The organism is Lysinibacillus antri (assembly GCF_003977595.1).
GTDB classification, from domain to species: Bacteria; Bacillota; Bacilli; order Bacillales_A; family Planococcaceae; genus Ureibacillus; species Ureibacillus antri.
This window is the reverse complement of sequence record NZ_RYYR01000022.1, coordinates 1-24,333: the sequence shown is the minus strand read 5'-3', so window position 1 is coordinate 24,333 and position 24,333 is coordinate 1. Positions and strand designations below refer to the sequence as shown.

The 24,333-nt window shown below is 36.8% G+C and carries 22 protein-coding genes; 13 read left to right on the top strand and 9 right to left on the bottom strand.

Features of this window, described 5'->3' with window-relative positions; translation table 11 throughout:
• Positions 1 to 123: 123 nt before the first annotated feature.
• Positions 124 to 405, bottom strand: a complete 282-nt coding sequence (locus EK386_RS14500) for a hypothetical protein (protein WP_126659900.1) — start codon at positions 403 to 405, stop codon at positions 124 to 126.
• Positions 406 to 576: 171 nt separating this feature from the next.
• Here EK386_RS14500 and EK386_RS14495 point away from each other — a divergent pair, with 171 nt between their 5' ends.
• The gene (locus tag EK386_RS14495; RefSeq protein ID WP_126659899.1) at positions 577 to 1,194 is read left to right on the top strand and encodes a phosphatase PAP2 family protein; all 618 of its coding nucleotides are present in this window, start codon (positions 577 to 579) and stop codon (positions 1,192 to 1,194) included.
• A gap of 422 nt (positions 1,195 to 1,616) precedes the next feature.
• The gene (locus tag EK386_RS14490) at positions 1,617 to 2,126 is read left to right on the top strand and encodes a YuzC family spore coat inner layer protein (RefSeq protein ID WP_126659898.1); all 510 of its coding nucleotides are present in this window, start codon (positions 1,617 to 1,619) and stop codon (positions 2,124 to 2,126) included.
• A gap of 187 nt (positions 2,127 to 2,313) precedes the next feature.
• Here EK386_RS14490 and EK386_RS14485 read toward each other — a convergent pair whose 3' ends face one another.
• On the bottom strand, positions 2,314 to 3,522 hold the full coding sequence (locus EK386_RS14485; protein ID WP_126659897.1) for an MFS transporter: 1,209 nt from the start codon (positions 3,520 to 3,522) through the stop codon (positions 2,314 to 2,316).
• A gap of 223 nt (positions 3,523 to 3,745) precedes the next feature.
• On the opposite strand from EK386_RS14485, the gene EK386_RS14480 reads away from it, so the two are divergent.
• Positions 3,746 to 4,153, top strand: coding sequence for a PH domain-containing protein (locus EK386_RS14480; protein ID WP_126659896.1), 408 nt, complete (start codon positions 3,746 to 3,748; stop codon positions 4,151 to 4,153).
• A 49-nt stretch (positions 4,154 to 4,202) separates the two neighbouring features.
• Here the strand turns inward: EK386_RS14480 and lepB are convergent, their stop codons facing one another.
• Complete coding sequence (lepB, locus tag EK386_RS14475; RefSeq protein WP_126659895.1) at positions 4,203 to 4,790, bottom strand: signal peptidase I; 588 nt, start codon at positions 4,788 to 4,790, stop codon at positions 4,203 to 4,205.
• Between the two features lie 228 nt (positions 4,791 to 5,018).
• Here lepB and EK386_RS14470 point away from each other — a divergent pair, with 228 nt between their 5' ends.
• Positions 5,019 to 6,767 (top strand): B12-binding domain-containing radical SAM protein, encoded by a 1,749-nt coding sequence (locus EK386_RS14470; RefSeq protein ID WP_126659894.1) that lies wholly within the window; start codon positions 5,019 to 5,021, stop codon positions 6,765 to 6,767.
• A 43-nt stretch (positions 6,768 to 6,810) separates the two neighbouring features.
• On the opposite strand, the gene EK386_RS14465 is transcribed toward EK386_RS14470, so the two are convergent.
• The gene (locus tag EK386_RS14465) at positions 6,811 to 7,524 is read right to left on the bottom strand and encodes a YqjF family protein (RefSeq protein WP_126659893.1); all 714 of its coding nucleotides are present in this window, start codon (positions 7,522 to 7,524) and stop codon (positions 6,811 to 6,813) included.
• 112 nt (positions 7,525 to 7,636) lie between these two features.
• On the opposite strand from EK386_RS14465, the gene EK386_RS14460 reads away from it, so the two are divergent.
• Positions 7,637 to 8,242 (top strand): methyltransferase, encoded by a 606-nt coding sequence (locus EK386_RS14460; protein ID WP_126659892.1) that lies wholly within the window; start codon positions 7,637 to 7,639, stop codon positions 8,240 to 8,242.
• Positions 8,243 to 9,326: 1,084 nt separating this feature from the next.
• On the opposite strand, the gene EK386_RS14450 is transcribed toward EK386_RS14460, so the two are convergent.
• Positions 9,327 to 9,896: a nucleoside/nucleotide kinase family protein gene (locus EK386_RS14450; protein WP_158674438.1), complete on the bottom strand. Its 570-nt coding sequence runs from the start codon at positions 9,894 to 9,896 to the stop codon at positions 9,327 to 9,329.
• 322 nt (positions 9,897 to 10,218) lie between these two features.
• Between EK386_RS14450 and EK386_RS14445 the strand changes: the two genes are divergently transcribed.
• Complete coding sequence (locus EK386_RS14445; RefSeq protein ID WP_126659890.1) at positions 10,219 to 10,680, top strand: hypothetical protein; 462 nt, start codon at positions 10,219 to 10,221, stop codon at positions 10,678 to 10,680.
• 16 nt (positions 10,681 to 10,696) lie between these two features.
• Entirely contained in the window at positions 10,697 to 11,647 is a 951-nt protein-coding gene (locus EK386_RS14440) for a TRM11 family SAM-dependent methyltransferase (protein ID WP_246027682.1), read from the top strand.
• A gap of 337 nt (positions 11,648 to 11,984) precedes the next feature.
• Here the strand turns inward: EK386_RS14440 and EK386_RS14435 are convergent, their stop codons facing one another.
• Positions 11,985 to 12,251, bottom strand: coding sequence for a hypothetical protein (locus EK386_RS14435; protein WP_126659889.1), 267 nt, complete (start codon positions 12,249 to 12,251; stop codon positions 11,985 to 11,987).
• 379 nt (positions 12,252 to 12,630) lie between these two features.
• Positions 12,631 to 13,497, bottom strand: coding sequence for an ADP-ribosylglycohydrolase family protein (locus tag EK386_RS14430; protein ID WP_126659888.1), 867 nt, complete (start codon positions 13,495 to 13,497; stop codon positions 12,631 to 12,633).
• A 301-nt stretch (positions 13,498 to 13,798) separates the two neighbouring features.
• On the opposite strand from EK386_RS14430, the gene EK386_RS14425 reads away from it, so the two are divergent.
• From EK386_RS14425 to qoxD, 5 genes are all read left to right on the top strand, one after another.
• Positions 13,799 to 15,931: a catalase gene (locus tag EK386_RS14425; RefSeq protein WP_126659887.1), complete on the top strand. Its 2,133-nt coding sequence runs from the start codon at positions 13,799 to 13,801 to the stop codon at positions 15,929 to 15,931.
• Between the two features lie 584 nt (positions 15,932 to 16,515).
• Positions 16,516 to 17,406 (top strand): cytochrome aa3 quinol oxidase subunit II, encoded by an 891-nt coding sequence (gene qoxA, locus EK386_RS14420; RefSeq protein ID WP_126659886.1) that lies wholly within the window; start codon positions 16,516 to 16,518, stop codon positions 17,404 to 17,406.
• A 38-nt stretch (positions 17,407 to 17,444) separates the two neighbouring features.
• The gene (qoxB, locus tag EK386_RS14415) at positions 17,445 to 19,394 is read left to right on the top strand and encodes a cytochrome aa3 quinol oxidase subunit I (protein ID WP_126659885.1); all 1,950 of its coding nucleotides are present in this window, start codon (positions 17,445 to 17,447) and stop codon (positions 19,392 to 19,394) included.
• Positions 19,391 to 19,987 (top strand): cytochrome aa3 quinol oxidase subunit III, encoded by a 597-nt coding sequence (qoxC, locus tag EK386_RS14410; protein WP_126659884.1) that lies wholly within the window; start codon positions 19,391 to 19,393, stop codon positions 19,985 to 19,987. The genes qoxB and qoxC overlap by 4 nt, the downstream gene beginning before the upstream one ends.
• A gap of 1 nt (position 19,988) precedes the next feature.
• A complete protein-coding gene (qoxD, locus tag EK386_RS14405) occupies positions 19,989 to 20,270 on the top strand; it encodes a cytochrome aa3 quinol oxidase subunit IV (protein WP_126659883.1) in 282 nt (93 codons plus the stop codon).
• A gap of 552 nt (positions 20,271 to 20,822) precedes the next feature.
• Here the strand turns inward: qoxD and EK386_RS14400 are convergent.
• The gene (locus EK386_RS14400) at positions 20,823 to 21,188 is read right to left on the bottom strand and encodes a hypothetical protein (RefSeq protein ID WP_126659882.1); all 366 of its coding nucleotides are present in this window, start codon (positions 21,186 to 21,188) and stop codon (positions 20,823 to 20,825) included.
• Positions 21,189 to 21,445: 257 nt separating this feature from the next.
• Positions 21,446 to 23,338, bottom strand: a complete 1,893-nt coding sequence (locus EK386_RS14395) for a diguanylate cyclase domain-containing protein (protein WP_281274270.1) — start codon at positions 23,336 to 23,338, stop codon at positions 21,446 to 21,448.
• A 413-nt stretch (positions 23,339 to 23,751) separates the two neighbouring features.
• On the opposite strand from EK386_RS14395, the gene EK386_RS14390 reads away from it, so the two are divergent.
• A complete protein-coding gene (locus EK386_RS14390; RefSeq protein WP_126659880.1) occupies positions 23,752 to 24,219 on the top strand; it encodes a DinB family protein in 468 nt (155 codons plus the stop codon).
• Positions 24,220 to 24,333 lie beyond the last annotated feature (114 nt).

Here is a 24,333-nt window from a genome sequence, read left to right as displayed (position 1 = left end):
CCCTATTAATAATCCTTTTGAACTAATAAATTTATCCCAATTGTAAAACAAATTTCCGAATTTTACAAATGTGAATTTTTCTAGAATTATATTTTAGAAAAATCTAGAAGGTAAAAAATGTATTTAAGCTATCTCAAACTTTTTAAAAATACCAACGAGCAATATGATAAGCCCGATGACAAAAAATAATGGTAATAGAATCATCATTAATCCGACAGCTGCCCATCCATCTTGTACAATGATTGCAACTGTAATGCTAATTAACCAAGATAACAACGGTGTGATCGCTAACATTGTCGTGATCCCCCAAGCAATTACTTTCCACTTTTTCGATTTATTTCTACTAAAATAATAAACTAAAGCCATTATAACGACCAACAAGATAAAAGCCACTGCTATAGCCATTCATTGTCCCTCCTCATCCGAAATTTTTTTAAAAAAACATGTTCATTTTTCCAATAATACCATGCAAACTTATTAAAAATCGCATTTTTTCCTTCATAGCCATCTAAGGTCGTTTCTTTCCTTTTATTCGAGCCATACTAATATTAAATTTTTGAAGTAGGGATTCTGAAGATGATGAAATGGTATTACGGTTTGGCAATTTTCACTTTTCTTGGCTTTTGTATTTTATGGATGACCTATGAAACCTCTTTCATTGAAGCCTTTGACAAACAATTAGCTGATGTATTATATGGAAATCAATTCATCGCGATGTTCCATCATATCGGTGAAACAAAATTTATTTTTTTCATAGGGATTGTTTTAATTATTTTCATTTGGCTTCGATTACGCGATTATAAATTAATGCTATTTGTGATAATGACGGTTGGATTTAGTTATGTTTTGTACCAGTTTTTGAAACGGGCAATTGGTCGGCCGCGTCCAGATATTGTCGACCAATTTTCTACATTTAGCTTCCCTTCAGGACATGCGTTACATGGGATGCTGTATTTATTAACGATTGCCTACGTGTTAAATCAATTGATTGCATCAAAAAAGGTGAGGCTTTTGGTTTGGCTTTGTGCGAGTATTTTATTTTTGTTAATCGGATTGTCACGAGTAACAGACGCAAGTCACTACGCATCAGACGTGTTAGCTGGGTGGATGCTCGGCTATAGCTGGTTTATGTTATCTGTTTTATGGTATGAAAGTGGTAATTCAAAACGTGGCTTTGTAAGGGATCCGCATTAGTTAGTGGATTCCTTTTTTTGTGTGGTGGGGTTTATTGCAGAGTTATCCGCAATATAGGGGTCTTGGTAGGCTTGATGAAGGACAGTTCTATTGGGAATTTTAATTAAAGTGGCTTTCATTCACTTGATGAAAGACAGTTCGGCTAGAAATTTTAATCAAATTGTCCTTCATAAGCTCGATGAAAGACTGTTCGGCTGCGAATTTTAATCAATTCGTCCTTCATAAGCCGGATGAAAGACAATTTTGCTGCAGATTTTAATTAAATTGTCCTTCATTCATCACACCCATTCACTAAAGATTCTATGAAAAACGCTCAATCCACTTAAAATAGGCTAGCACACTCTAGACTTTTATCCACTTAAGGAATATTTCCCTCACATACGATGACTAGAGGATGTATTTTATAAAGGAGGGGCTCAATTTTGTATTACTTCTTTCAACCAGTTTACCTTTACTCCCCTTATGCGAGAGGTTCGTATAGAGCTAATGAACATGTTCCATATGCTGACCCACGACTTTTGTATCAACACGCAAATTCTCTAGTGCGACCTGTTGAAACTCAACCAAATAAAGCACAAAAAATAGCACAAAGACAACCAACAAATACACCCGCACCAAAACCGAATCAGCAAAATCCATACCCGCCCGTGGATTCTGATCTTTTATATCAATCTGCCAATGAATCGAAAAAATTGATGGAAGATGCAAGTAAAGTGTTGGAAAGATTATCTACATCCAGAGATTTTGATACTAGAATCATGGATCATGCCCAACAGTCCGATATGGAAGAGGTAAAACGTTTAATTGATTCGATTGGTATAACCTCTAAAGTAGATATTCACTTTAATCCAGATGGGTTACGGTTAGAATTTTCTTCTGAGGTTGAAGGCTCGGATTGTTGCAAATTAACCATTTCCTTGCGCTGGCTTTAAATCTCACAAGAAAAAAGACTTGGCCGCGAAACCAAGTCTTCTCTAATTATAAACGGTAATTGGATACTTCTTGTTGGATGTCCTAAGCGCGATTGCTTAAGTCGTTTGCTACCGATGTGATCTGTGATAATTATCATTTTTTCGAAAAAAAGAAATGGCGAAAGCTTCTCACCATTTCAATTCCATTTTATTTTCCTTGTACGGAGGCAGAGTCAGTATATGTAACCTTTTTATGCCCTCGTAATAATAACCAATAGATAACAATCGTAAAGATAATGACGAAACCGCAAACAACATACAGTGACGAATATCCCCAGTGTGCTGATACAATTCCTAATGAAAACGCACCAAGAGCCATGCCTGAATCGAAAAATGTCCAGAAGGTTGAGGTTGCATGGGCACTACGGTGTTTTTCTGCGGATTGGATAGCTAACGCTTGAGCGCACGGAACAACCGATCCATAACCGACACCTATTAGTACAGCCGCGATAAATAACGTTACCGCTGAGTCCATTGTACTAAGTAAAAATAATCCCGCTGCAAAAAAGATGAACGACGGATATAATACCGCGCTTGGTCCCTTTGTATCATACAATGGACCGGTTATAGGACGCACCGACATCATCGCAACGGCAAACACAACGAAGAACAAACTAACATATTCAAAGACATCTTTTGTTTCTGCATAGACCGAGATAAAGGACATCACACTTGTGTACGCAAATGCCGTTAACCCTGCAATAATCGCAATTGGAAGCGCCTTTACCTCAAACAAATCATGCAACGTTAGACGAGCTCGTTTTTCAGTTGTGCGCGGCACTTGATACTCCCTTACTTTCAAGGTGAAAGCAAATAAGTACCCAATCACAACCGCAGTTGCTAGTGCAATCACTAGTATTTTGAATGTAGACCATTGAATCGTCGTTAAGGCAATAAATGGTCCGAATACAACTGCTAAATTTGATGACATTGAAAAATATCCAATGCCAGCCCCTTTCCGACTATCCGGAATAATATCATTCACAATCGAGATTAATACAGTCGTAACAAGACTAAACCAGATCCCGTGGAAAAGACGTAGCGCAAAAAGTAGAGGTAACGAATCAATAAATACATACAGAATCGTTGAAATACAGAAGAACAATTCTGATATTAATAAAATTTTCCGTTTTCCAAACTTTTCAATTATTTTCCCTGCAAAAGGTCTTACTGCAATGGCCGACAACATAAAAATGGTAATCGCTAATCCAGCTTGCCCTTCTGTCCCTTTTAAATCGTTTATTATGTATACAGGCAATATCGTTAGTAAGGCATAGTACACGATAAATAAAAAGAAGTTGTTAATGAGCGCAACGAAAAATTGCCCCGTCCATATTTTCCCCTCACTGTTTTCCACCTTTTAATTCCTCCGTTAACTATTATGTTAGAAAACTATATTAATAAATAATTAATCTATTTCCCTTTAATTCTACCATAAAAGTAGACATTATTTAGACACAATTAAGAGATTTTATAAAAATATTTCGTTTTCCTAAATTAATTAGAAATATGAAGGGAATATCTACTTGAGCACGATGTCAATAAAGTCGTACAATTATTCATGAAAGGTTGGGATTTGAATGTATTTTCCATCTAAAAAAGACTTGTGGTTGTATCCGATCTATTGGGGATGTATCATTGTTTGTTTTATTCCATTATTTATTGAAAGAGACTTTGTTACTCTTTTTTTCACGATTCCTTTTACCATCATGTTAATTTGGTGTTGGTTTACGACAGGTTATAAAGTTAGTGATGACGTATTGGTGATCCAAAGCGGTCCGATCAAACAGAAGATCCTAATAAAGGATATTAAAAAAATCAAAAGCACAAAAAATCCATTATCCTCTTTCGCACTTTCAATCGATCGGCTTGAAATAACTTATAGCACTGGCTTTGGCATGGCACTTGTCTCACCAAAGGATAAAGAAAAATTCGCCTCCCTGCTAAAAGAGAGTAACCCACAAATTGAGGTGGATTTAAAGAAATAACAAAAAAAGCGGATTGGAGGTTGACCCAATTACGCTTTTGTCGTTGCTATTATTGAATTAAACCAAAATTTTCAAATGGATAAAATCTCATACTGACAGTGCCCAGTACTTTATCCATTGAAACAAACCCAAGACTTGGTTCACGGCTATCTAAGCTATATCTGCGGTTATCGCCCATGACAAAAAGATATCCATCCGGTACCACCGTTTCGCCTAGTTTTTCTTCCAACGTAAAGTCTTCTGTTAAGCTACCACTATCTACTAAGGCCTTTTTATATTCTTCTAGATAAGGCTCGTCATATTTCTTTCCGTTAATGTAAAGCGCATCATCCTCATAGGCAATGTGATCTCCAGGAAGGCCGATGATTCGTTTGATGTAGTTTGTTTCCTCTTTTACATTGAATACAACGATATCAAATCGATCATAGTCGGTAAGCTTTGGACCAATTTTATTTACAACAATGCGATCCCCGTCTTCAAAGGATGGCATCATGGAAGCCCCCTGCACAAGAACTGGTGTAAATAAAAAATATTGCATGCCCCAAACGAGAATGACGCCAAATGCGATTGCTTTAAGCCATTCAAGAAACTCACTTTTTACTTTTTGTTTTTCCACGCAAACACCTCTTTCTATCATTAGACGGGCTTAATTGAAGGAAGGTTTCAATTTTTCATAATATTGTAATTTACGGAGGTACCGCCCTAGACACCTAATCGAATAATATTTACTAAAACTTTCCATAATTATACTAAATAATAGAAGAAATATATAATACGCGCTATCGAACAAAGCAAAACCTAGACGTCCTCCTAGAAAAATCGTATAGTTAAGTGTTGATAAGTGTTTTACAAAGGAGATCCATACATGAAAATTGTTTTAACTACGCTGAATGCGAAATATATCCATACCAACTTGGCGTTGCGTTGCTTAAAAGCAGCTGCTCAACCAGATTTTGATCCAACCATCGTTGAATATACAATAAAAGATCCTGCATTTAATATTGTCTCTGATATTTACCAGTATAAGCCAGATGTTGTCGGGTTTAGTTGTTACATATGGAATATTGAAGAAACGATTCGTGTTGTTCGTATGCTACGTGCGGTGTCGCCACAAACGAAAATTATTTTAGGTGGTCCCGAAGTTTCTTATGATGTGCATGATTGGTTACGTCGAATTGAAGAAGTTGACTTCATCGTCATGGGTGAAGGTGAAAAGTCATTTAAAGATTTATTAAAATACTTTTCTGGAGAAATAGCGTTAGAGGATGTACCAGGCATTTGCTACTTACAAGATGGTAAAGTCAAAATTCATCCACAACCTGCAAAAATTGACTTACGCGAGCTTCCAAGTCCATTCCGTTTTGCAGAGGATCTACCCCACCTTGGCAAACGAATTCAATATATCGAAACAAGTCGTGGCTGTCCATTTAGTTGTCAGTTCTGTCTTTCTTCTATTGAAGTAGGCGTTCGTTACTTTAACCGCGAAAAAATAAAAGAAGATATTCGTTACTTAATGGCAAATGGTGCAAAAACAATTAAATTCGTTGACCGTACCTTTAACATTAGCCGTAGCTATGCGATGGAGATGTTCCAGTTTTTAATTGATGAGCATGTGCCTGGGGTTGTATTCCAATTTGAAATTACGGCAGACATTATGCGCCCTGAAGTAATCCAGTTCTTAAACGATAATGCGCCAAAAGGATTGTTCCGTTTTGAAATTGGCGTGCAGTCAACAAATGACCTAACAAATGAACTTGTCAAACGTCGCCAAAACTTCGAAAAATTAACACGTACCGTAACTATGGTAAAAGAAGGTGGCAAAATCGATCAACATCTTGATTTAATTGCCGGGCTTCCGGAAGAAGATTACGATAGCTTCCGACAAACGTTTAATGATGTTTTTGCTATGCGTCCTGAGGAATTGCAGCTAGGGTTTTTAAAATTATTACGTGGGACAGGTCTTCGTGTGGAGGCAGAGAAATATGGCTACACGTATGTAGATGTTGCACCATACGAAATCTTTGCGAACAATGTGTTAACGTTTGACGAAATTATTCGAATCAAACATGCAGAAGACGTGCTAGAGAAATATTGGAACGATCATCGCATGGACAATACGATTGAATATTTAGTAACGCAAAGTTTTGAAACGCCTTTTGATTTCTTCCAAAACTTCGGTACGTATTGGGAAGAAAAAGGCTGGTCACGAATTGGTCATCAGTTAGAAGATTTATTTAAGCGACTGGAAGAATTTTTAGCGACTCAACCAAATGTGAACCTTCCAATCGTTCGTAGCTTGATGCAACTCGATTATTTAGCTCGCCAACAATTCCAACCGCGAAAATTGTGGTGGAATGATCGTGTTTCGCAAGATCAGCAAAAGGCGATTTACACAATGTTGAAAGAAACACCTACATTAGCTGGTGAAGAATTTGCCAACATGAATGTAACGGAAAAGGAATTCTTTAAACACTCCCTTCTCGTTCCTTTTGCTATTAATTATGAAGCTTTCACAACTGGAGATATTGTTGCAGAAGAATCAGTTTTACTCACATACTTCCGTAACGGCCAAACACCAATCTTTGCAACGTTCCCTGTGGAATCTATTAAATAAAGAGATGCGGCATAATTCATTTAGTTGAATTATGTCGTTTTTTCTATTGATTGGGTGACACTAATGGCCAAATCGCTACTTCTCTTTTGTGGGCGAAATGTAATATTGGTCGATCGCTTTCAGGTGTAATATTGTAACGCGATAATAATGTATTTTCTTGAAACTCTGCCTCTGCATCATACAAAACCCATGAAGGATGGAGAATGTTGCCTTGAAAGAGCTTTCCCTTTTGATTGGTTGTATAAAGACAGTAGCGTTCAACTAACCATTCGTCCAATGAACCTTTACTTGGATGATAAGGTTTTGAAGCGCCTTTGTATGCACAAACGAGTTTCCCGGGGGCCTGGAAATGTACCATCTCCTTTTCCTTGTCCATGCGAATATCTTCATAAAAATAAGGTAATTGAAAAAATGTTTTGGCCCCCTTTGTAGCGAACCAATTTGATGCACCTAAATGAAAGAAGTACACACCTGGTTTTTCATTCGCCCTTACATACGTGCGTAAATTAAATCCTGCAAACTCCTTCGTTCCGGGTATAGCAGGCATCCCATGTCCCCGCATATTTTGTATAAAATATGGAACAATGCTCACCCATGCCCTATTGTCATACGTATCAAGTTGGAGTGGCTTTGGAATGAGCTTTTGTAAATGCTCTTTTTTTACAGGGTAATGCACAAATAAGTTTTCGCTCCATGTCTGCTTCATGATCCATGGAAATGACGGTAAATTAAATTTTTGACTGTTGTAGTTTGACATGGCGTTTACTCCTTTTGTTTCTTTATATATAGAAGTTTTCTCGGAATCGATTCCCACTAGACATGGTATTGTATAATAGAAGAAATTTGAGACGGAATGAGGAACTATTTTAGTGAACGAACATTATTACGATGAATTATTCGCGATCAATACTATGGGACATAAATCCGAAGTGAACAATTCAGTTTATTATCACCCTTACGAACCTACTCCATATAGTGCGTTAGAGGAATTATGTAAGCATTATGAAGTGGTGGCTAGTGACCACATTGTTGATTTTGGCTGCGGAAAAGGCCGCCTAAATTTTTTCTTAAATTATAAATTTCACGCATCTTGTGTTGGGGTTGAAATGAATCCTGATTTTTTTGACGAGGCATTGCAAAATGAGGCTTTGTATAGGAAGAAAATCAAGAAGCTTAAGGGAGATATCACGTTTCACAATTGCTTAGCTGAAAAATATGCGATTCAACCTTGCGAAAATAAATTTTACTACTTTAACCCATTTTCTGTTCAAGTATTTATAAAAGTCGTCCATAATATTTTACGGTCATTTGAAGAGACAAAACGCAATATCGATTTAATTCTTTATTACCCATCTGATGATTATCGGTATTTTTTGGACATCCAAACCAGCTTTGAATTACTAAAAGAAGTTCCGCTCCCAGGATTAGTTGAAAAAAATATAAATGAACGATTTTTGATTTATCGGATCGGGTGAACTATTGACTTAACTTGAAAATCAACTCCTCCTGTTGTAAGGAAGAGTTGATTTTTTCGTGCTCATTAAAATTAGGGTAGTAACTTCTACTCGCTCGAATAATAGAAAAGTTCTTATGGCGGTATTATTCATCATGGGATAAATAAATACCACTTCTGCCAATTTTCCTCGCATTCGGGCTTTCATCCAGGCTATGAACTCCCTTTTCATCCATTTCACCTCGCGTTCGGGCTTTCATCAGGGCTATGAACTCCCTTTTCATCCATTTCACCTGGTGTTCGGGCTTTCATCGGGGCTATGAACTCCCTTTTCATCCATTTCACCTAGCGTTCGGGCTTTCATCGGGGCTATGAACTCCCTTTTCATCCATTTCACCTAGCGTTCGGGCTTTCATCGAGGCTATGAACTCCCTTTTCATCCATTTCACCTCGCGTTCGGGCTTTCATCCGGGCTATGAACTCCCTTTTCATCCATTTCACCTGGCGTTCGGGCTTTCATCCGGGCTATGAACTCCCTTTTCATCCATTTCACCTCGCATTCGGGCTTTCATCCGGGCTATGAACTCCCTTTTCATCCATTTCACCTGGTGTTCGGGCTTTCATCGGGGCTATGAATTCCCTTTTCATCCATTTCACCTGGCGTTCGGGCTTTCATCCGGGCTATAAATACCCATTCTTCCAATTTCCCCCGTATTTCGGGCGTTCATCGCAGTTAACGTTCCTCCTGATGCTTCCAAAATTTCGATTCATCCAATACACGAAGAGACATTTAATTTCCGTAATAATATTGCAACAGATCTCCCCTTCTTGTAATTATCCTTTCGTCTATACAAACAAGCTAGAACACTCATACAATAGAAAAAGCAACTCTCATCCATCGTGAAAGTTGCTTCATATTTTTACTTTATCCCGCATTAACGGGCAGTAATTTATCTGTACCGAAAGCTTTAGCGACAGGTACAAGACTCCCACTTCAAGATTTTAGTGAAGCGAAAAAGATAAGTGAGAGATCAACTGTCCGTAAAAGCCCGATTGGTTCAACTAACAATCCGTGGGGATGAAGAACCCCCCTACGGATTGAAGTTTTACTTTATATAACTTTGAATTTCTTGAATGATTTCCTCTAGATCACGATTCGTTGTTGGAATACGGATAAATTGACTTTCGAGAGCATTAAATTCTTCTAAGAACCCATTTAGAAGAGATTCGTCATCCAATTGGTTATCTAAGAATCCTCTTCCTCTCTCATCCAGTCTTTTTTGACGTTCCTGTTCTTCTACATCTAAATAGAAAATATAATCTGGCTTACGAATCGAGTATAGCTCTGTCTCATGTTCATATGCAGCATTTACACCTTTTGCACGATGAGAAACGACTGTATCAATAAAATAGCGAATGCAATACACATTGCCATCTTGCTCACTCATGGTTTTGTTAATGATTTCTGTTAAATAAACATTAGATGCTAAATAATATAAATAATGTGCTGATGGTGAAATGTCGTAAACTTTTTCATCAATTTGACTGCGATTGGTTGAAAAAGGAAACGGTGGCGATTTGAGCAACGTTGAACCTTGATCTTCTGCATATAATTGTTCCGCTACAGTACTTGTCCCACTACCATCTAAACCTGTTAATACGATTAACTTACCCAAAATACCCACCTCATTTAATACTTTATAACAAAATTATACGATAATAATTGTTCCAATGGGTAAAAAAACATAAAAAAGCCGTTTCCTTTATATTAAGTGTTACCAGCACTTAACGGAAAACGGCTTCTCTTTCGAATCACTTGTATTCTATAAATTATTATATAGTATCTTCATATAAGAAACAACAGGAATATTATGGCGTACTTCCTCACACATGTGGTAAAATTTAAAATGGTGCTTTTTGTAGACAGTTGCAAAATACGACTGTCTATTTTTTATTGCAAAAAAGGATATACTAGTTAGAAATAAGGAGGTTATATTTATGACAATAAATTTAACAGATGCATATATTGAACGCTGCGATAAAGAAACAGAAGATACGATTGCACAAGAGCAAAGTTCTTTTCTTGCTACACCCATTACGTATTTCAAACAACATTTAAATGAATTCCTTTACATTGAGTCCCCTACTTTTGAGGCGGTAAAAATAGATGCGATTTCCCTAGAAGTAGATGATGTTTTTAGAACGTATATGGTTTTACTAGGGTTAAAAGTGCAAAAGAAACACACTTCAACGATTAAAACGTTTCTAGAAGAACATTTACACACTACAGAAACTAAAAACTATAGTGCGATGTTTTCTGGTGAAGATGGTTTATGGGAGTTAAATATTCCGATTGACTTTATTGAAGGATTCAGTGAAAGTATGACGGTCCATGAAGCACTTACACTTGCACTTCAATTCATACAAAAATTAATTCAAACTACAGAACAAAACAACTAAAAAGGATGCAGATTAATTGATAACCCAACAAGAAAATCGTACATATCTATACACTTATGTACATCACAAAGATGAATTTGATCTTTGTCGAATGGAAATGCGTTCATTTTTTGGTTTTGATACACAAGCCAACTTTTTGATTAGCGATATTGCCATCGATCCGAGTCGTAGTCCTTTTATTGAAGAGCGACTTGAGGTTTTAATTCAAGCTGACAATCTAACGGAAATTCATGAATTTGCGAAAGGCTTAAAATTAGATAAGACCTATAAAGTCATCAATTTAAATAAAATGGATATTGGCCACAATAAGAAAATCTCTCATTCAGAACGTCGTCAAATTGAACGTGATATTGGTTTATTTATTGATGGTGAACCGGAGCTGGATCACCCAGAAGTATTATTTGGTGTCATTTTATTAGATGGATTTTGGTACTTTGGGAAGTACGTTAAAAGTGAATCCATTTGGAGAAAGCATGTACATAAACCAAATAGTTATTCAACTGCCCTTAATACACGAGTAGCACGTGCTATTGCCAATATCGCGGATCCTCATTTAAATGGCATTCGTCTAATTGATCCTTGCTGCGGTATTGGTACAGTGGTTGTGGAAGCTCTTTCGATGGGAATGGATATTGTTGGTCGAGATATTAGTCCATTTGTTTGTGTAGGGGCTAGAGAAAATATTGCCTTTTTTGGACTTGATGGCAATATTACAAAGGGACCCATTGCAGAAGTTACGGAGCATTATGATGTAGCCATTATTGACCTTCCCTACAATATTTATACGCATGCTTCGCCGGAAGAACAGTTCGATATTATTCGCCATGCGCGGAGAATAGCTGATCGTGCTGTCATCGTTACGGTAGAACCAATTGATGCAATGTTAGCAGATGTAGCATTTATCATTAGGGATCGATGCGTTGCAAAAAAACAACAATTTGAACGACATATATTATTATGTGAATAATGAAGCGGCTTCTAAAAAGTTTTTTAGAGGCCTTTTTTAAAGAAAAGCGAAAGGCGCTCGCCCAGCTCCGAAAGAAACTGGCCGCCAAAAACGCCACGTCAGTGCTCCTGCGATTACTCGTCGCAAAGTTCCTTTGTGGTATTGTCGGCACTCGTACATCCGTGTACTTCGGAGACTTCCGACAAGCATGCTTGCATGCGTAGGAGGAAGTTGAAGTTTCCGAGGAGCTAGCGCCTGGAGCTAGACACTGTTCAAAGTCCAAAAATTCATTCTTATACTATAAGAAAAAACCGAAAACAAATCTCTTTGCTTTCGGTTTATATTGGATCACTTATCATTATTGTTTTTCAGCAGTATTTAAACACCATACAAAATTATCCCAAGCAGAATACCAGCCATTGAAAATTTCAGAAGAATCATCCCAACGAACGTCAAATTTTTTCTGACCATCAATTTCCACTAAATATAAAGCTAATGTTGGATCTGCCTTAGATACAGCAAGCTTCATTCCATTTTCAAGTTCCTCTTCAGTAAATGTTACGTCTGCTACTGAACGCAGTTGTGCTTGTTCAAATACGGGTTTGTTAAAAATTTTATAATTCATAATAACCTCCAGTAAAACTTTTCTAAATGTGTTGTGTAAGATTTTATCGACAAATTATAGTTTAAAGTATATCCTATAATCTTTCAGCAATGAAAAAAACAATAAAATTTTATAATAAAATTAAAGCATAAAGTGATATAAAATCATTACTGACTTTTTTAACTATACCTATTAATCTTCAATTTATCTACAATGTTATCAAAAAAAATTTGAAAAAAGGTAAAATTAATGGATGGATGTAATGTTAGAGAGAGAGTCATTATACATATGATAAAGGTTATTAAAAGAGATGAAAAAAGTAAATGATCTGTGGATGCTATAACACTCCACTAATAATAAGAGAGCATTCTTTTTCAAAAGAATGCTCCCCCTTTCACAACTAAAATCGTATTCCTTGTAATTTTTCAGCAAGCTCTTCTAATTCACTACGATTTAACAGTATATCTTTATATCGCGTAGGTAGCTTTTCATAACCTACCTCTACCCCTTTTAAACCGCCTGCAATTGCAGCTACTGTATCACTATCATTCCCAACGTTTGTCGCACCTACGACCACTTCTTCAAACGTAGAACTATTGATTAACCAATATAAAACCCAACGCATCGTATGAACAACATAACCATCAGCTGGACAATTTGGTTCTTTCTTATAGTCCCCTTCATATTGGGTATTTTTAATTTCGATTTGAATAGCTTGCTGCAGATTTTCTCCATCTAACACTCGTTTTGCTATATGATTATAAATCACACATGCTTCAGAGGCTTCTTCATCATAATGGGTCATTTTAGAATGCTGCCTAGACAGTTCATCAATCATCTCTGTATTCGTATACGCCAATGCAATCGGCAAGCATCTCATTAAACTCCCATTCCCTGCACTTTTTCCATTTAACTCTTCGTGGGTTTGTTTTGCGGCTTGGAACCAATCGCCTTGATAGTTTTGAAAGACTTGATAAATGGTCGATCCAATATCTTTTGGATTGGTACTTTCCCATTTCTTAAATTCTCTTCCAATGTCCTCAATTGGATTTTTTGGATGTTTGATAATTCCTTCCGCTACCGCAATCGTCATGGCTGTATCATCAGTTGTTTCTCCTGCCTCTAGATTCCAAACGCCCCCTCCGATTATGTCCGTTACCTTTCCATATTGTGACTGAATTTCTTCTCTCGTCATAAATTCGGTTGTTCCACCAAGTGCATCACCAATAGCAAGTCCAAATAATCCACCTTTTATTTTATCTAGCATGCAATACGCTCCTTCCCATCTACATAACTTTGTCCCATTGTACTACTTATCTCGTAACAGCGTGCAGAAAAATCCATCTTCAATAAAAACGAAAAGGATACGTGGAAGAATAGTTGCACAGACAATTCTGTTTAGTTCAACTGTCCTGTCCACCAGGAAAACCCCACTGATTGGAGCTTCACTTTATATTAATCCATTTTGTAGTTCATTTCCGTTAATTAATCACTTCTCTCTCATATCGTATAAAATTCACATCCTTTAGGGTATGACTGCTACTAGATACTATATAGGAGGACAGAACATGGATCATCAAAAGGATACCCAATCAAATTTAGAAAATGTGAAAAATGAGCAACTAGAACAATTTCGTGCGGATCACAAAAATACGAAATTAACTACTAATCAAGGTGTCACTGTATCAGATACTGAAAATTCATTAAAAGCTGGTGAACGTGGACCGACTATTATGGAAGATTTTCATTTCCGTGAAAAAATGATGCATTTTGACCATGAACGAATTCCTGAGCGAGTGGTTCATGCGCGAGGATTTGGTGTGCACGGGCATTTCCAAGTATATGAGTCGATGAAAAAATATACGAAAGCGAAATTTTTACAGGATCCATCTGTTAAAACCCCTGTATTTGTTCGCTTTTCTACAGTTGTAGGATCTCGTGGCTCGGCTGATACAGTTCGGGATGTACGTGGATTTGCGACTAAGTTTTTCACAGAAGATGGAAATTATGATTTAGTTGGGAATAATATGCCCGTTTTCTTTATACAAGACGGCATTAAATTCCCCGATCTGGTCCACGCCATTAAGCCTGAACCCGATAATGAAATTCCACAAGCAAGTGCAGCCCATGATACATTTTGGGATTTTGTCGTGAATAATACAGAAACAGCCCATATGATTATGTGGTTACTCTCAGACCGGGGTATTCCTCGCAGTTTCCGTATGATGGAAGGGTTTGGTGTTCATACATTCCGCTTTGTGAACGAACAAGGAAAAGGTACCTTTGTCAAATTCCATTGGAAGCCAAAGCTTGGTGTTCATTCTCTCACATGGGATGAAGCACAAAAAATTGCTGGGAAAGATCCGGATTTCCATCGTCGTGATTTATGGGACGCAGTAAATCAAACCATGTTCCCTGAATTCGAACTTGGCGTACAACTCTTAGCAGAAGAAGATGAATTTAAATTTAATTTTGATATTTTAGATGCTACAAAGATTTGGCCTGAAGAACTCATTCCTGTAAAAATCATTGGAAAAATGACATTGGACCGAAACCAAGACAACTTCTTTGCCGAAACGGAACAAGTGGCATTCCATACAGGCAATGTCGTACCAGGGATTGATTTTACCAATGACCCATTACTTCAAGGTCGCTTATTTTCTTACCAGGATACACAGCTACTCCGTTTAGGCGGACCAAATTTCCATGAGATTCCAATTAACCGTCCAATTGCGCCGATTCATAATAATCAACGTGACGGGTTCCATCGAATGACGATTGATAAAGGAAAAGTAAGTTATCATCGCAATTCACTTCAACAGAATTCACCAACACCTGATCCAGTAAATGGTTATACGCATTACACGGAGAAAGTGGAGGGGTATAAAATTCGTAATCGAAGCGATAGTTTTAATGATCACTACACGCAAGCTACACTTTTCTGGAATAGTATGTCAGAGACTGAGAAAAAGCATATTATTAAAGCATTCCATTTTGAAGTGGGCAATGTAAAAAATAAAACTATTAAGCAAAAAGTGGTAGAGATGTTTAACAATGTTGATGGAGAATTAGCTACACAAATTGCACAAGGCATTGGCGTTCAGCCACCAGCTACACCAAAGCAGCCAACAGTGAAAGCATCCTCCCCTGCTCTTAGTCAAATGCAGACGATTAAAAGTGCACAATCAAGAAAAGTTGCCATTTTAGCAAATGATGGATTCAATTTAAATGAATTGATCCAATTACAATCCGCATTAAAATCTGCTGGTGTTCAATCAGACATTATAAGTAAATATTTAGGGACGATTAAGAGTACGGATGGCCAAGAAGTGGAAGTCAACAAAAATTACGCTACTGCACATTCAGTAATGTACGATGCTGTTTGTGTTGTTGGCGGTCAACAATCTGTGAACGAGTTAATGAATCTTTTTGAAGCAAAATCCTTTATTAATGATGCGTTTGTTCATTTGAAACCAATTGCCGCAATTAATGAAGGGGTAGATCTTTTGTCCAACACTGAGATTAAAAATATTCATCTTGCAACAGGACAAGAAGGACAAGATCAATCAATAGAAGATAAAGGGATAGTGACTGTTCGCAATACAACAGATTTAACAACCTTCAATGAAAAATTTATTCAGGCAGTTGCATCTCATCGTCATTGGATACGTGAAGAACAAGATGGAAAAATCTCTGGATAATAAACTACTTACTTAGAATTTTTCCATCACACCATTTCGCTCCCATATTTAAATAGCAGACTGTAGAATTAAATCTCATTTTATTTCTACGGTCTTTTTTATATTTAATTATGTTTCCCAACTCTCCCTCAACTTTATTATTTTTATATACTTTGCGTCGTTTATTTTAATTTTTTAATTATTTTGTTGCGTAAGTAAAAATTAATTTTGTATTTTTATGTGTCGGATAATATGCAATAGACGTTAAAAGCACTCATGGATTAAAAATCTACTTTTTTCTAAATTAGCGATTGTTATTTCTCCAAAGTCACTAAATTTTATCGATATAGTATTTTCACGCGAAAAATTTTGGAATTTTAATACAAATATTTAACAGATTTCCTATTCTAAAAGGTTCCACAGTTCATTAAAATTTCGTAAATACTTATGACAACTTTATATATAATTCGTGAACAAATTATGAATTAAATACTATTAACATAGTGTAAAAGTGTTTTTATTTCGTTTCTTTTTATAAAATAGGTTATAGATTTCGAGAAATGTTTTTAATATAGTTTTTCGGATAAAGAAAGGAGCATCTCTCTATGAAAAGAAAGTGGTCACTACTCGCTTCGCTTACGACACTTGTTGTCTTTCTAACTGGATGTGAACCGTTATTAGTTCTAGACCCAAAAGGACCACAAGCTGCAAGACAAGCAAGTGACATTATGTTATCGATTGGAATTATGTCCGTCATTGTCATCGTTGTTTTTGCGATTTTAATTTACATGCTATGGAAATACCGCGCATCAAAACAAAGCGATGATTACGAACCACCTCATATTGAAGGTAATATTTGGGTTGAAATCATTTGTGTCGGAGTTCCAGTGTTAATTGTCGCATACTTATCCTTTGTTTCAATTAAAAGTAACTACATCGTGGAATCAACACCAGTTGGGTATGAAGATCAAGAACCTTTAGTGATTTATGCTTCCTCTTCTGACTGGAAATGGCATTTTAGTTATCCAGAGCAAGGTATTGAAACCGTGAACTATGTTTACATCCCTGCTGATCGACCAGTAGAATTCAAGCTTTATTCATATGGTCCGATTACGAGTTTCTGGATTCCTCAGCTTGGTGGTCAAAAATATGCGATGTCGGATATGGTGACAACGCTTCATTTAGCAGCTGATTATCCAGGTGAATTTATGGGACGAAACGCAAACTTTAGTGGGAAAGGTACTGCTGAAAACACGTTTATCGCTACAGCAATGTCACAAGAAGACTTTGATGAGTGGGTAGAAGAAGTGCATGATACGGCTGAACCGATTACTGAGGATGAATTTGAAGAATTATTAGAACCAGGTCATCTTGGACGTATGACATTTACTGGTACACATTTAGAGTTTAGTCCTGCTCCTGAACATAATCATGGTTCAGAAACTGAACAAGATTCAACTAAATTACATGAAGAAACTGATCACAGTGGTCATTAATAGATAAGTAATTTTCTCTTGAAAGGAGATCAAATGGAATGGATTTCTTACAACGATTTGCCATACCTCATCCAAGTCCAGCAATCTATGCATCGATGGTAGCCATTGCGTTAGTATCCATTGCGATAGTGGCTGGTTTAACCTATTACAAAAAATGGGGCTATTTATGGACTGAATGGTTAACAACTGTAGACCATAAAAAAATTGGGATTATGTATTTAATCTCCGCGCTCCTTATGCTTTTCCGTGGTGGTGCAGATGCCATTATGATGCGTGCTCAGCTTGCCACACCGGAAGCTAAGTTACTTGATGCGCAACATTACAATGAGATCTTTACAACTCACGGGGTTGTTATGATTATCTTTATGGCAATGCCGTTTATCTTTGCTTTTATGAACTTAATCGTTCCATTACAAATTGGGGCACGTGACGTAGCGTTTCCTCGATTAAACGCACTAAGCTTCTGGTTATTCTTTGCTGGTGCAATGTTATTTAATATTTCATTCGTTGTTGGGGGTTCTCCTGATGCAGGATGGACGTCTTATTTCCCTCTTGCTGGGAACGATTTCAGTACGTCAGTTGGAACAAATTACTACATGTTAGCGATCCAAATTTCAGGGATTGGTTCCTTAATGACTGGTATTAACATGTGTACGACAATTTTAAAAATGAGAGCACCGGGTATGACATTAATGAAAATGCCGATGTTCACATGGTCTGCATTCATTGCCAATGTCATTATTATCTTTGCGTTCCCTGTTTTAACTGTCGCGTTAATAATGGGAACAACTGACCGTTTATTTGGCACAAACTTCTTTACAACTGGTAATGGCGGAATGGATATGCTTTGGGCGAACTTCTTCTGGGTTTGGGGACATCCTGAAGTTTATATTCTAATCTTGCCAGCATTCGGTCTGTACAGTGAAATTATTTCAACGTTCTCAGGCCGTAACTTATATGGCTATAAATCCATGGTTGCTTCCATGGTACTCATTTCCCTACTATCGTTCTTAGTATGGACACACCATTTCTTTACAATGGGTCAGGGCGCTTTAACAAACAGTATTTTCTCTGTTACAACAATGGCCATCGCGGTGCCTACAGGGGTAAAAATATTTAACTGGCTCTTTACATTGTGGAAAGGGAAAATTCGATTTACCGTACCAATGCTATATTCAATTGGGTTTATCCCATTATTTACAATTGGTGGGGTTACAGGGGTTATGCTTGCGATGTCAGCAGCAGACTATCAATATCACAACACAATGTTCTTAGTTGCTCACTTCCATAATGCGATTATTCCTGGTGTTGTATTTGCGATGTTAGCTGGATTAACGTATTATTGGCCGAAATTCTTTGGCTTTATGTTAAATGAAAAAATTGGTAAATCCACTTTCTGGTTACTATCGATTGGATTTATTCTTGCTTTCTTCCCTATGTATATTACTGGGTTAGATGGGCAAGCACGTCGTATGTACACTTACTCAGAAAGTACAGGGTTTGGTGCACTAAACATGGTGTCATTTGTCGGTGCCGCTTTAATGGCAATCGGATTTGTAACAATTGTGTGGAATGTTTACTATAGTTTCAAACATTCATCAAGAGATATTGGGAGTGACCCATGGGATGCTCGCTCATTAGAATGGGCTACACATACACCAGTACCTGTATATAATTTTGCGAAAGTTCCACAAATCCGTTCAAGTGAAGCATTCTGGGATGCAAAAAAACACGGTCATCAATTATTTACAGGGAAACAAGAAGAAATCCATATGCCAAACAATAGTGGAGTTCCGTTCATTATGGGTATGATTTTCTTCGTCTGCGGTTTCTCATTCGTCTTTGCACTATGGATTCCAGCAGTAGTTTCATTAATTGGTATTTTCGTATGTATGGGCTTACGTTCATTTGAAAAAGATCACGGATATCATATATCTGTAAAAGAAGTAGAGGAAACGGAAAAGTTATTGGGAGGTGCTAGTAAATGAAAATCGACCATTCACAACCGTTAGAATATAGCACTGATCAAAATCAGTTAAATATACTAGGCTTTTGGATTTTCCTTGGTGCTGAAATTATGCTGTTTGCTACACTTTTCACAGCCTACTTTACCCTTGAAGGTCGTACAGGAACAGGACCAACACCAGCAGAGATTTTTGAAATTACGCCAGTTCTTATTGAAACCCTTGTCCTCTTAACAAGTAGTTTTACAATTGGACTTGGTGTGCATGCGATGAGACTTGGTCGTAAAAATGCGATGATCACGTTCTTTACTACTACCCTTCTACTAGGTTTAGTGTTCTTGGGCGTAGAGATTTATGAGTTTATGCATTATTACCATGTTGGCGCAACGTATCAAACAAGTGCCTTTACAGCTGCACTATTAACAACATTAGGTACGCATGGTGCTCACGTGACGTTAGGGTTATTCTGGGGAACATTTATTATCCTACAAGTGAAGAAACGTGGTTTAACACCGGAAACGGCCAATAAATCCTTTATCTTTTCCCTTTACTGGCATTTCTTAGATGTTGTCTGGATTTTCATCTTCAGCTTCATCTATCTGAAAGGAATGATGTAATATGAAAGAATTATTTCCTGCAAAACAGGTAATGGGGTTTGTATTTTCTTTAATCTTAACGGCAGTGGCATTACTCGTTCATTTCACGGATATGAGTTTTAGCTTTGGAATGACGATTCTATTAATCACTGCCTTTGTTCAAGCATTTTTACAACTCGTTGTCTTTATGCACGCGGGTGAATCAAAAGATGGAAAATCGATTTATACAACAATCTTTTATGGTGCGATTATCGCCATCGTGACTGTATTTGGATCTCTATTGATTTTACTTTGGGATATGTAATACGAAAAGCGGAAGCGGCTCGCCCAGCTCTTGAGAAACTGGAGACTTTCGACAAGCATGCTTGCATGCGTAGGAGGAAGTTGAAGTTTCGAAAAGAGCTAGCCGCTGCAGCTAGACAATAAGAAAAGCGGAAGCGGCTCGCCCAGCTAATCGCTTCTGCTAAATAACATAGGAAAAGAGCCGGACTTTTATATAAAAGTCTCGGCTCTTTTTATACGAATAAGGCTTTAAAACAATCTAAACCTTCTTATAGCATCTTTTAGGCGGCTCATGTTCGAACAATTGCACAAATACAGCGAGCAAAAGTAGAAAAAAGCTGCTTTTGACTAATTCAATCCCAAACCAAAGTGAAAAGCCTACAAAGAAACTTAAAACAATTAGAAAAATTCCAGCAATGGCGACTACTGCAGCGGTATTCCGAAAGAAATTAAACATGCTAGTCACTTCGCTTTCTCTCTTTTCTATATTATATGAAAAGAGTTCATAGAAAAGTCACAACTTCATGCATACAATTTTATCTAACCGGTTTTAAGGATATTTTGCTTATAAAGTCTAGTCTTTATTACCTTCCACTATAAACTCAGCAATAGATTCTTTATCATCACCAATAGAGAATGTTGTAAAGGTTACTTCATTTCCAGGCTCTACTATTTTTTCTTTCACCTGTTCGATCGCTCCTTCAGATAATCGATAGACGATATTTTGGCTGTCTACCGTAATGATAACTTCATTCGATTCTTCAATAGTTTTTAAGATTCCCTTGATTTCGGGAGCTTCTTCCCCTGCTAGCATTGTTCCACCGGCAAGATTTTCATTTAAATTTGGAGCCTCTTCCCCTTGCTCTACCGTCGATCCACACCCAACAAGTGCAAACACTGATAAAAAACAAATTATTGTAAGAAACGATTTTATTTTCACTGATTCTACACCCTTTCTTTTTATTATTTATAAGATTAGTCGAGTTGACATTAGAAAGGTTTCAAAACTGGATTTTAAACTCGATTGAAAAATTATTAGACAAATGATCAGAGATATTAGCCAAATTGCGTGTAATATTAGCCAAATCAAACGCCATATTAGCCAAACTTGGCTTACTATTAGAATTTCGAGAAATAATCCATTTAAAATCAAAAAAACGCCATTCCATCATTAAAAATGGAACGACGCTCACAGTTTTACTCTTTATAATAACTTCTTACTTGATTTCGCCCTTCTTGTTTTGCTTGGTAGAGTGCTTTATCAGCCGACTCAATTAACGAACTCGCACTTGCATACTTTGTTGGAATGATGGTCGCGACACCTAAACTAATCGTTACGACATCAGAAATTTTTGAGCCCGCATGAGAGATTTGCAAGTTTTCCACAGTTTTTCTTGCTTTTTCTGCAACCGTTTGGGCACCTTTTAAATCTGTTTCAGGCAAAATGATCCCAAACTCTTCCCCACCATAACGGAATACACTATCCGATTCTCGTTTACAAGCTTGGCTGATGGCATTTGCCACTTCTCGTAAACAATCATCTCCTCCTAGATGGCCATACGTATCGTTGTAAGCTTTGAAGAAATCAATATCTAACATAATGAGGGATAGTGGTAAATTATTTCTTTCTGCTCGTTTCCATTCTTCCTCTAATCTTTCATCAAAACTGCGACGATTTAAAATGCCTGTAAGACCATCTTTTGAAGATAGCTCTTGTAGCAGTTTATTGGCTTCGGTTAATTGCTGTTCTACCATTTTTCTTTCTGTAATATTTCGAGAAACGGTGAAAATACGTGACGCGTCTTCATTGTTCCCCTTCATGTACTTAATCGAAGACTCAAACCAAATATAATCGTTATTTTTCTTACGTATGCGATAAGTTGAAACGACATAGCCATTTTGTAGTAATTTCTCAAAGTTTTTTTCGATTAGTGGAATATCTTCTGGATGAATGAAATAATAACTGTCATAGCCTAAAATTTCGTGATCTTCGTACTGTAAAATTTCTTTTCCTGCTGGAGATACATATAAGTACTTTCCGTTTGCATCATGGATCGTAATCATATCGCTCGAATATTGCATGATTGTTCGGAAGCGTTCTTCATTTTCCGCGATGGAATAGATATGCGATTCAATCGTTTCTGCCATTTGATTGAAATTATGGCTAAGCTCTTGTAATTCTTTTATTTCATCTTTGTACGTTGGAGAGGATAAACGATAACCCCAATTTCCTTTTCCAATTTTCTTTGTTCCATCGAGTACTCGTTGAATGGGTTCTTCAATTTGTTTCGATACGAATATCATGAATACATAACCTAATAGAGCCAATAACAAAATTACACTTACGAATATAAACGCCATACGATAAAAAGACTCATAAATGGTATTTTTACTAATTTCACCAATCACTAACCATTGATTGTTATGGGCCCATTTATAGTTACCTAAAACCTTTTCACCAGTTGTCGAATCGTAAAAATCGTCTAGCTTCTTACCTGCTAAAGCGTAATTAAACAGTTCTGAATCGATTGTTTCACCTAGCTTGCCTTGACGAGATTCTGTAATAATCATACCGTCTCGGTTTACTAAATAGGTTTCTCTATTTTTATCTTGAAATTGTTTTAAAATATCATTGATTGTGTTAATGGACACTGCTCCAAACACAAGTCCCTGAAATTGTTGTGCACGATCAAAAACTGGAACAGAAATAACAATGACTGGTTTTTTGGATTGTCTGCCAATAATGACATCTGTAATAAATGCATTGCCATTTTTCGCTTCTTTAAAATATTGCCGGTCTGATACATTTACCCCGACTTCACCTGATGTATCGAGCTCCGTGATCCCATTTTTATTCACATACACAATGCCTTCAAATTCTGAATGATATTCGTCAAAGGATTGAAATATGTTGGAACTATCCGAAAGATTGAGGGATTTCATCGTTGGTAGTTCTGCGAGTGAACGAATGTTTTGTACACGGTCAGAGAGCCAAATATCAATCGTTACTTGCTGAACATCAATCATTTTCTCTAAATCATTTCTCGCATCTTCTCGTCTTTGTTGTTTTTCTAAAAATACAAAAGGAATAGAAGCTGCTAAAACTAAGAGGGCAATAAAACATATAAACCAAAATCGTAATCTGCCCTTTAAGCTAGAAATTTCAAATAAATTAAATATACGTTTAATAATGATGGTTCACACCTTATCTAATATTGTCAGTGATGGCTGATTCCCCATCTACTCTCATTATACAATTCAATTAACTGCTTAAGGGTAATGCAAAATATAGCAAAAATCAACATTAATTAACGATAATTCATATACCTTTCAACTTAATAAAATGATGGTTTTCAGGGTAGGATTTATATTCTATTAACATCGTTATTTTTCTAATAAATTACCATTATTTCTAAGTTTCAATTATAAAAAAGTGAGTTTATTAGACTTTTATCAAAAAATTTAGTATATTCACACTGAACTAATATTTAGGAGGATTTAAAATGAGCGAACTAGTAAAACATCAAATTAATGTAACGAGACGCAATATTTTAAAAGAGGTTGAAGGCATTTCATCTGAAGTATTAAGTACAATTCCAGCAGGGTTCAATAACAATATCCACTGGCAAGTAGGACATGTGTTAGTAACAGGAGAACTTTTCTTCTTCCCTGGTCAAAAGAATCTTCCAGCAGAATTCATAGAAAACTTCCGCAATGGCTCAAAACCTGCAGATTGGTCTGGTGAAGTTCCATCCCTTGAAGCGATCATCGAAAAATTACAAGAGCAACAAGAACGCATTAATGCTCTACCTGAAGAAGCATTTGCGCAACAGTTAGAAAAGCCGTTTATCGGTAATAACACATCTGGTGAACTAGCTGCATTTGGTGCATTCCATGAATCATTACATTTTGGTCAAATTCATATTTTAAAACGTTTAATTGAAACTACATTAGCTACAGAAGCGAAATAAAGGACGAAAAACCGCCATTTGAAGTGACCCCTAAAAGTTAGACACGGTTATTTCATTAGGCAACTTTCTCAAAATGGGTTCGGTATTGTACCGGACTCATTTTTAATTTTGCCT

Coding starts and splice junctions, on each gene's coding strand:
- EK386_RS14480 (WP_126659896.1), top strand. CDS start 3,746: ATGTATTTTCCATCTAAAAAAGACTTGTGGTTGTATCCGATCTATTGG.
- qoxA (WP_126659886.1), top strand. CDS start 16,516: ATGAAAAGAAAGTGGTCACTACTCGCTTCGCTTACGACACTTGTTGTC.
- EK386_RS14445 (WP_126659890.1), top strand. CDS start 10,219: ATGACAATAAATTTAACAGATGCATATATTGAACGCTGCGATAAAGAA.
- EK386_RS14495 (WP_126659899.1), top strand. CDS start 577: ATGATGAAATGGTATTACGGTTTGGCAATTTTCACTTTTCTTGGCTTT.
- EK386_RS14390 (WP_126659880.1), top strand. CDS start 23,752: ATGAGCGAACTAGTAAAACATCAAATTAATGTAACGAGACGCAATATT.
- EK386_RS14425 (WP_126659887.1), top strand. CDS start 13,799: ATGGATCATCAAAAGGATACCCAATCAAATTTAGAAAATGTGAAAAAT.
- qoxC (WP_126659884.1), top strand. CDS start 19,391: ATGAAAATCGACCATTCACAACCGTTAGAATATAGCACTGATCAAAAT.
- EK386_RS14430 (WP_126659888.1), bottom strand. CDS start 13,497: ATGCTAGATAAAATAAAAGGTGGATTATTTGGACTTGCTATTGGTGAT.
- EK386_RS14500 (WP_126659900.1), bottom strand. CDS start 405: ATGGCTATAGCAGTGGCTTTTATCTTGTTGGTCGTTATAATGGCTTTA.
- EK386_RS14435 (WP_126659889.1), bottom strand. CDS start 12,251: ATGAATTATAAAATTTTTAACAAACCCGTATTTGAACAAGCACAACTG.
- qoxD (WP_126659883.1), top strand. CDS start 19,989: ATGAAAGAATTATTTCCTGCAAAACAGGTAATGGGGTTTGTATTTTCT.
- qoxB (WP_126659885.1), top strand. CDS start 17,445: ATGGATTTCTTACAACGATTTGCCATACCTCATCCAAGTCCAGCAATC.
- EK386_RS14465 (WP_126659893.1), bottom strand. CDS start 7,524: ATGTCAAACTACAACAGTCAAAAATTTAATTTACCGTCATTTCCATGG.
- lepB (WP_126659895.1), bottom strand. CDS start 4,790: ATGATAGAAAGAGGTGTTTGCGTGGAAAAACAAAAAGTAAAAAGTGAG.
- EK386_RS14470 (WP_126659894.1), top strand. CDS start 5,019: ATGAAAATTGTTTTAACTACGCTGAATGCGAAATATATCCATACCAAC.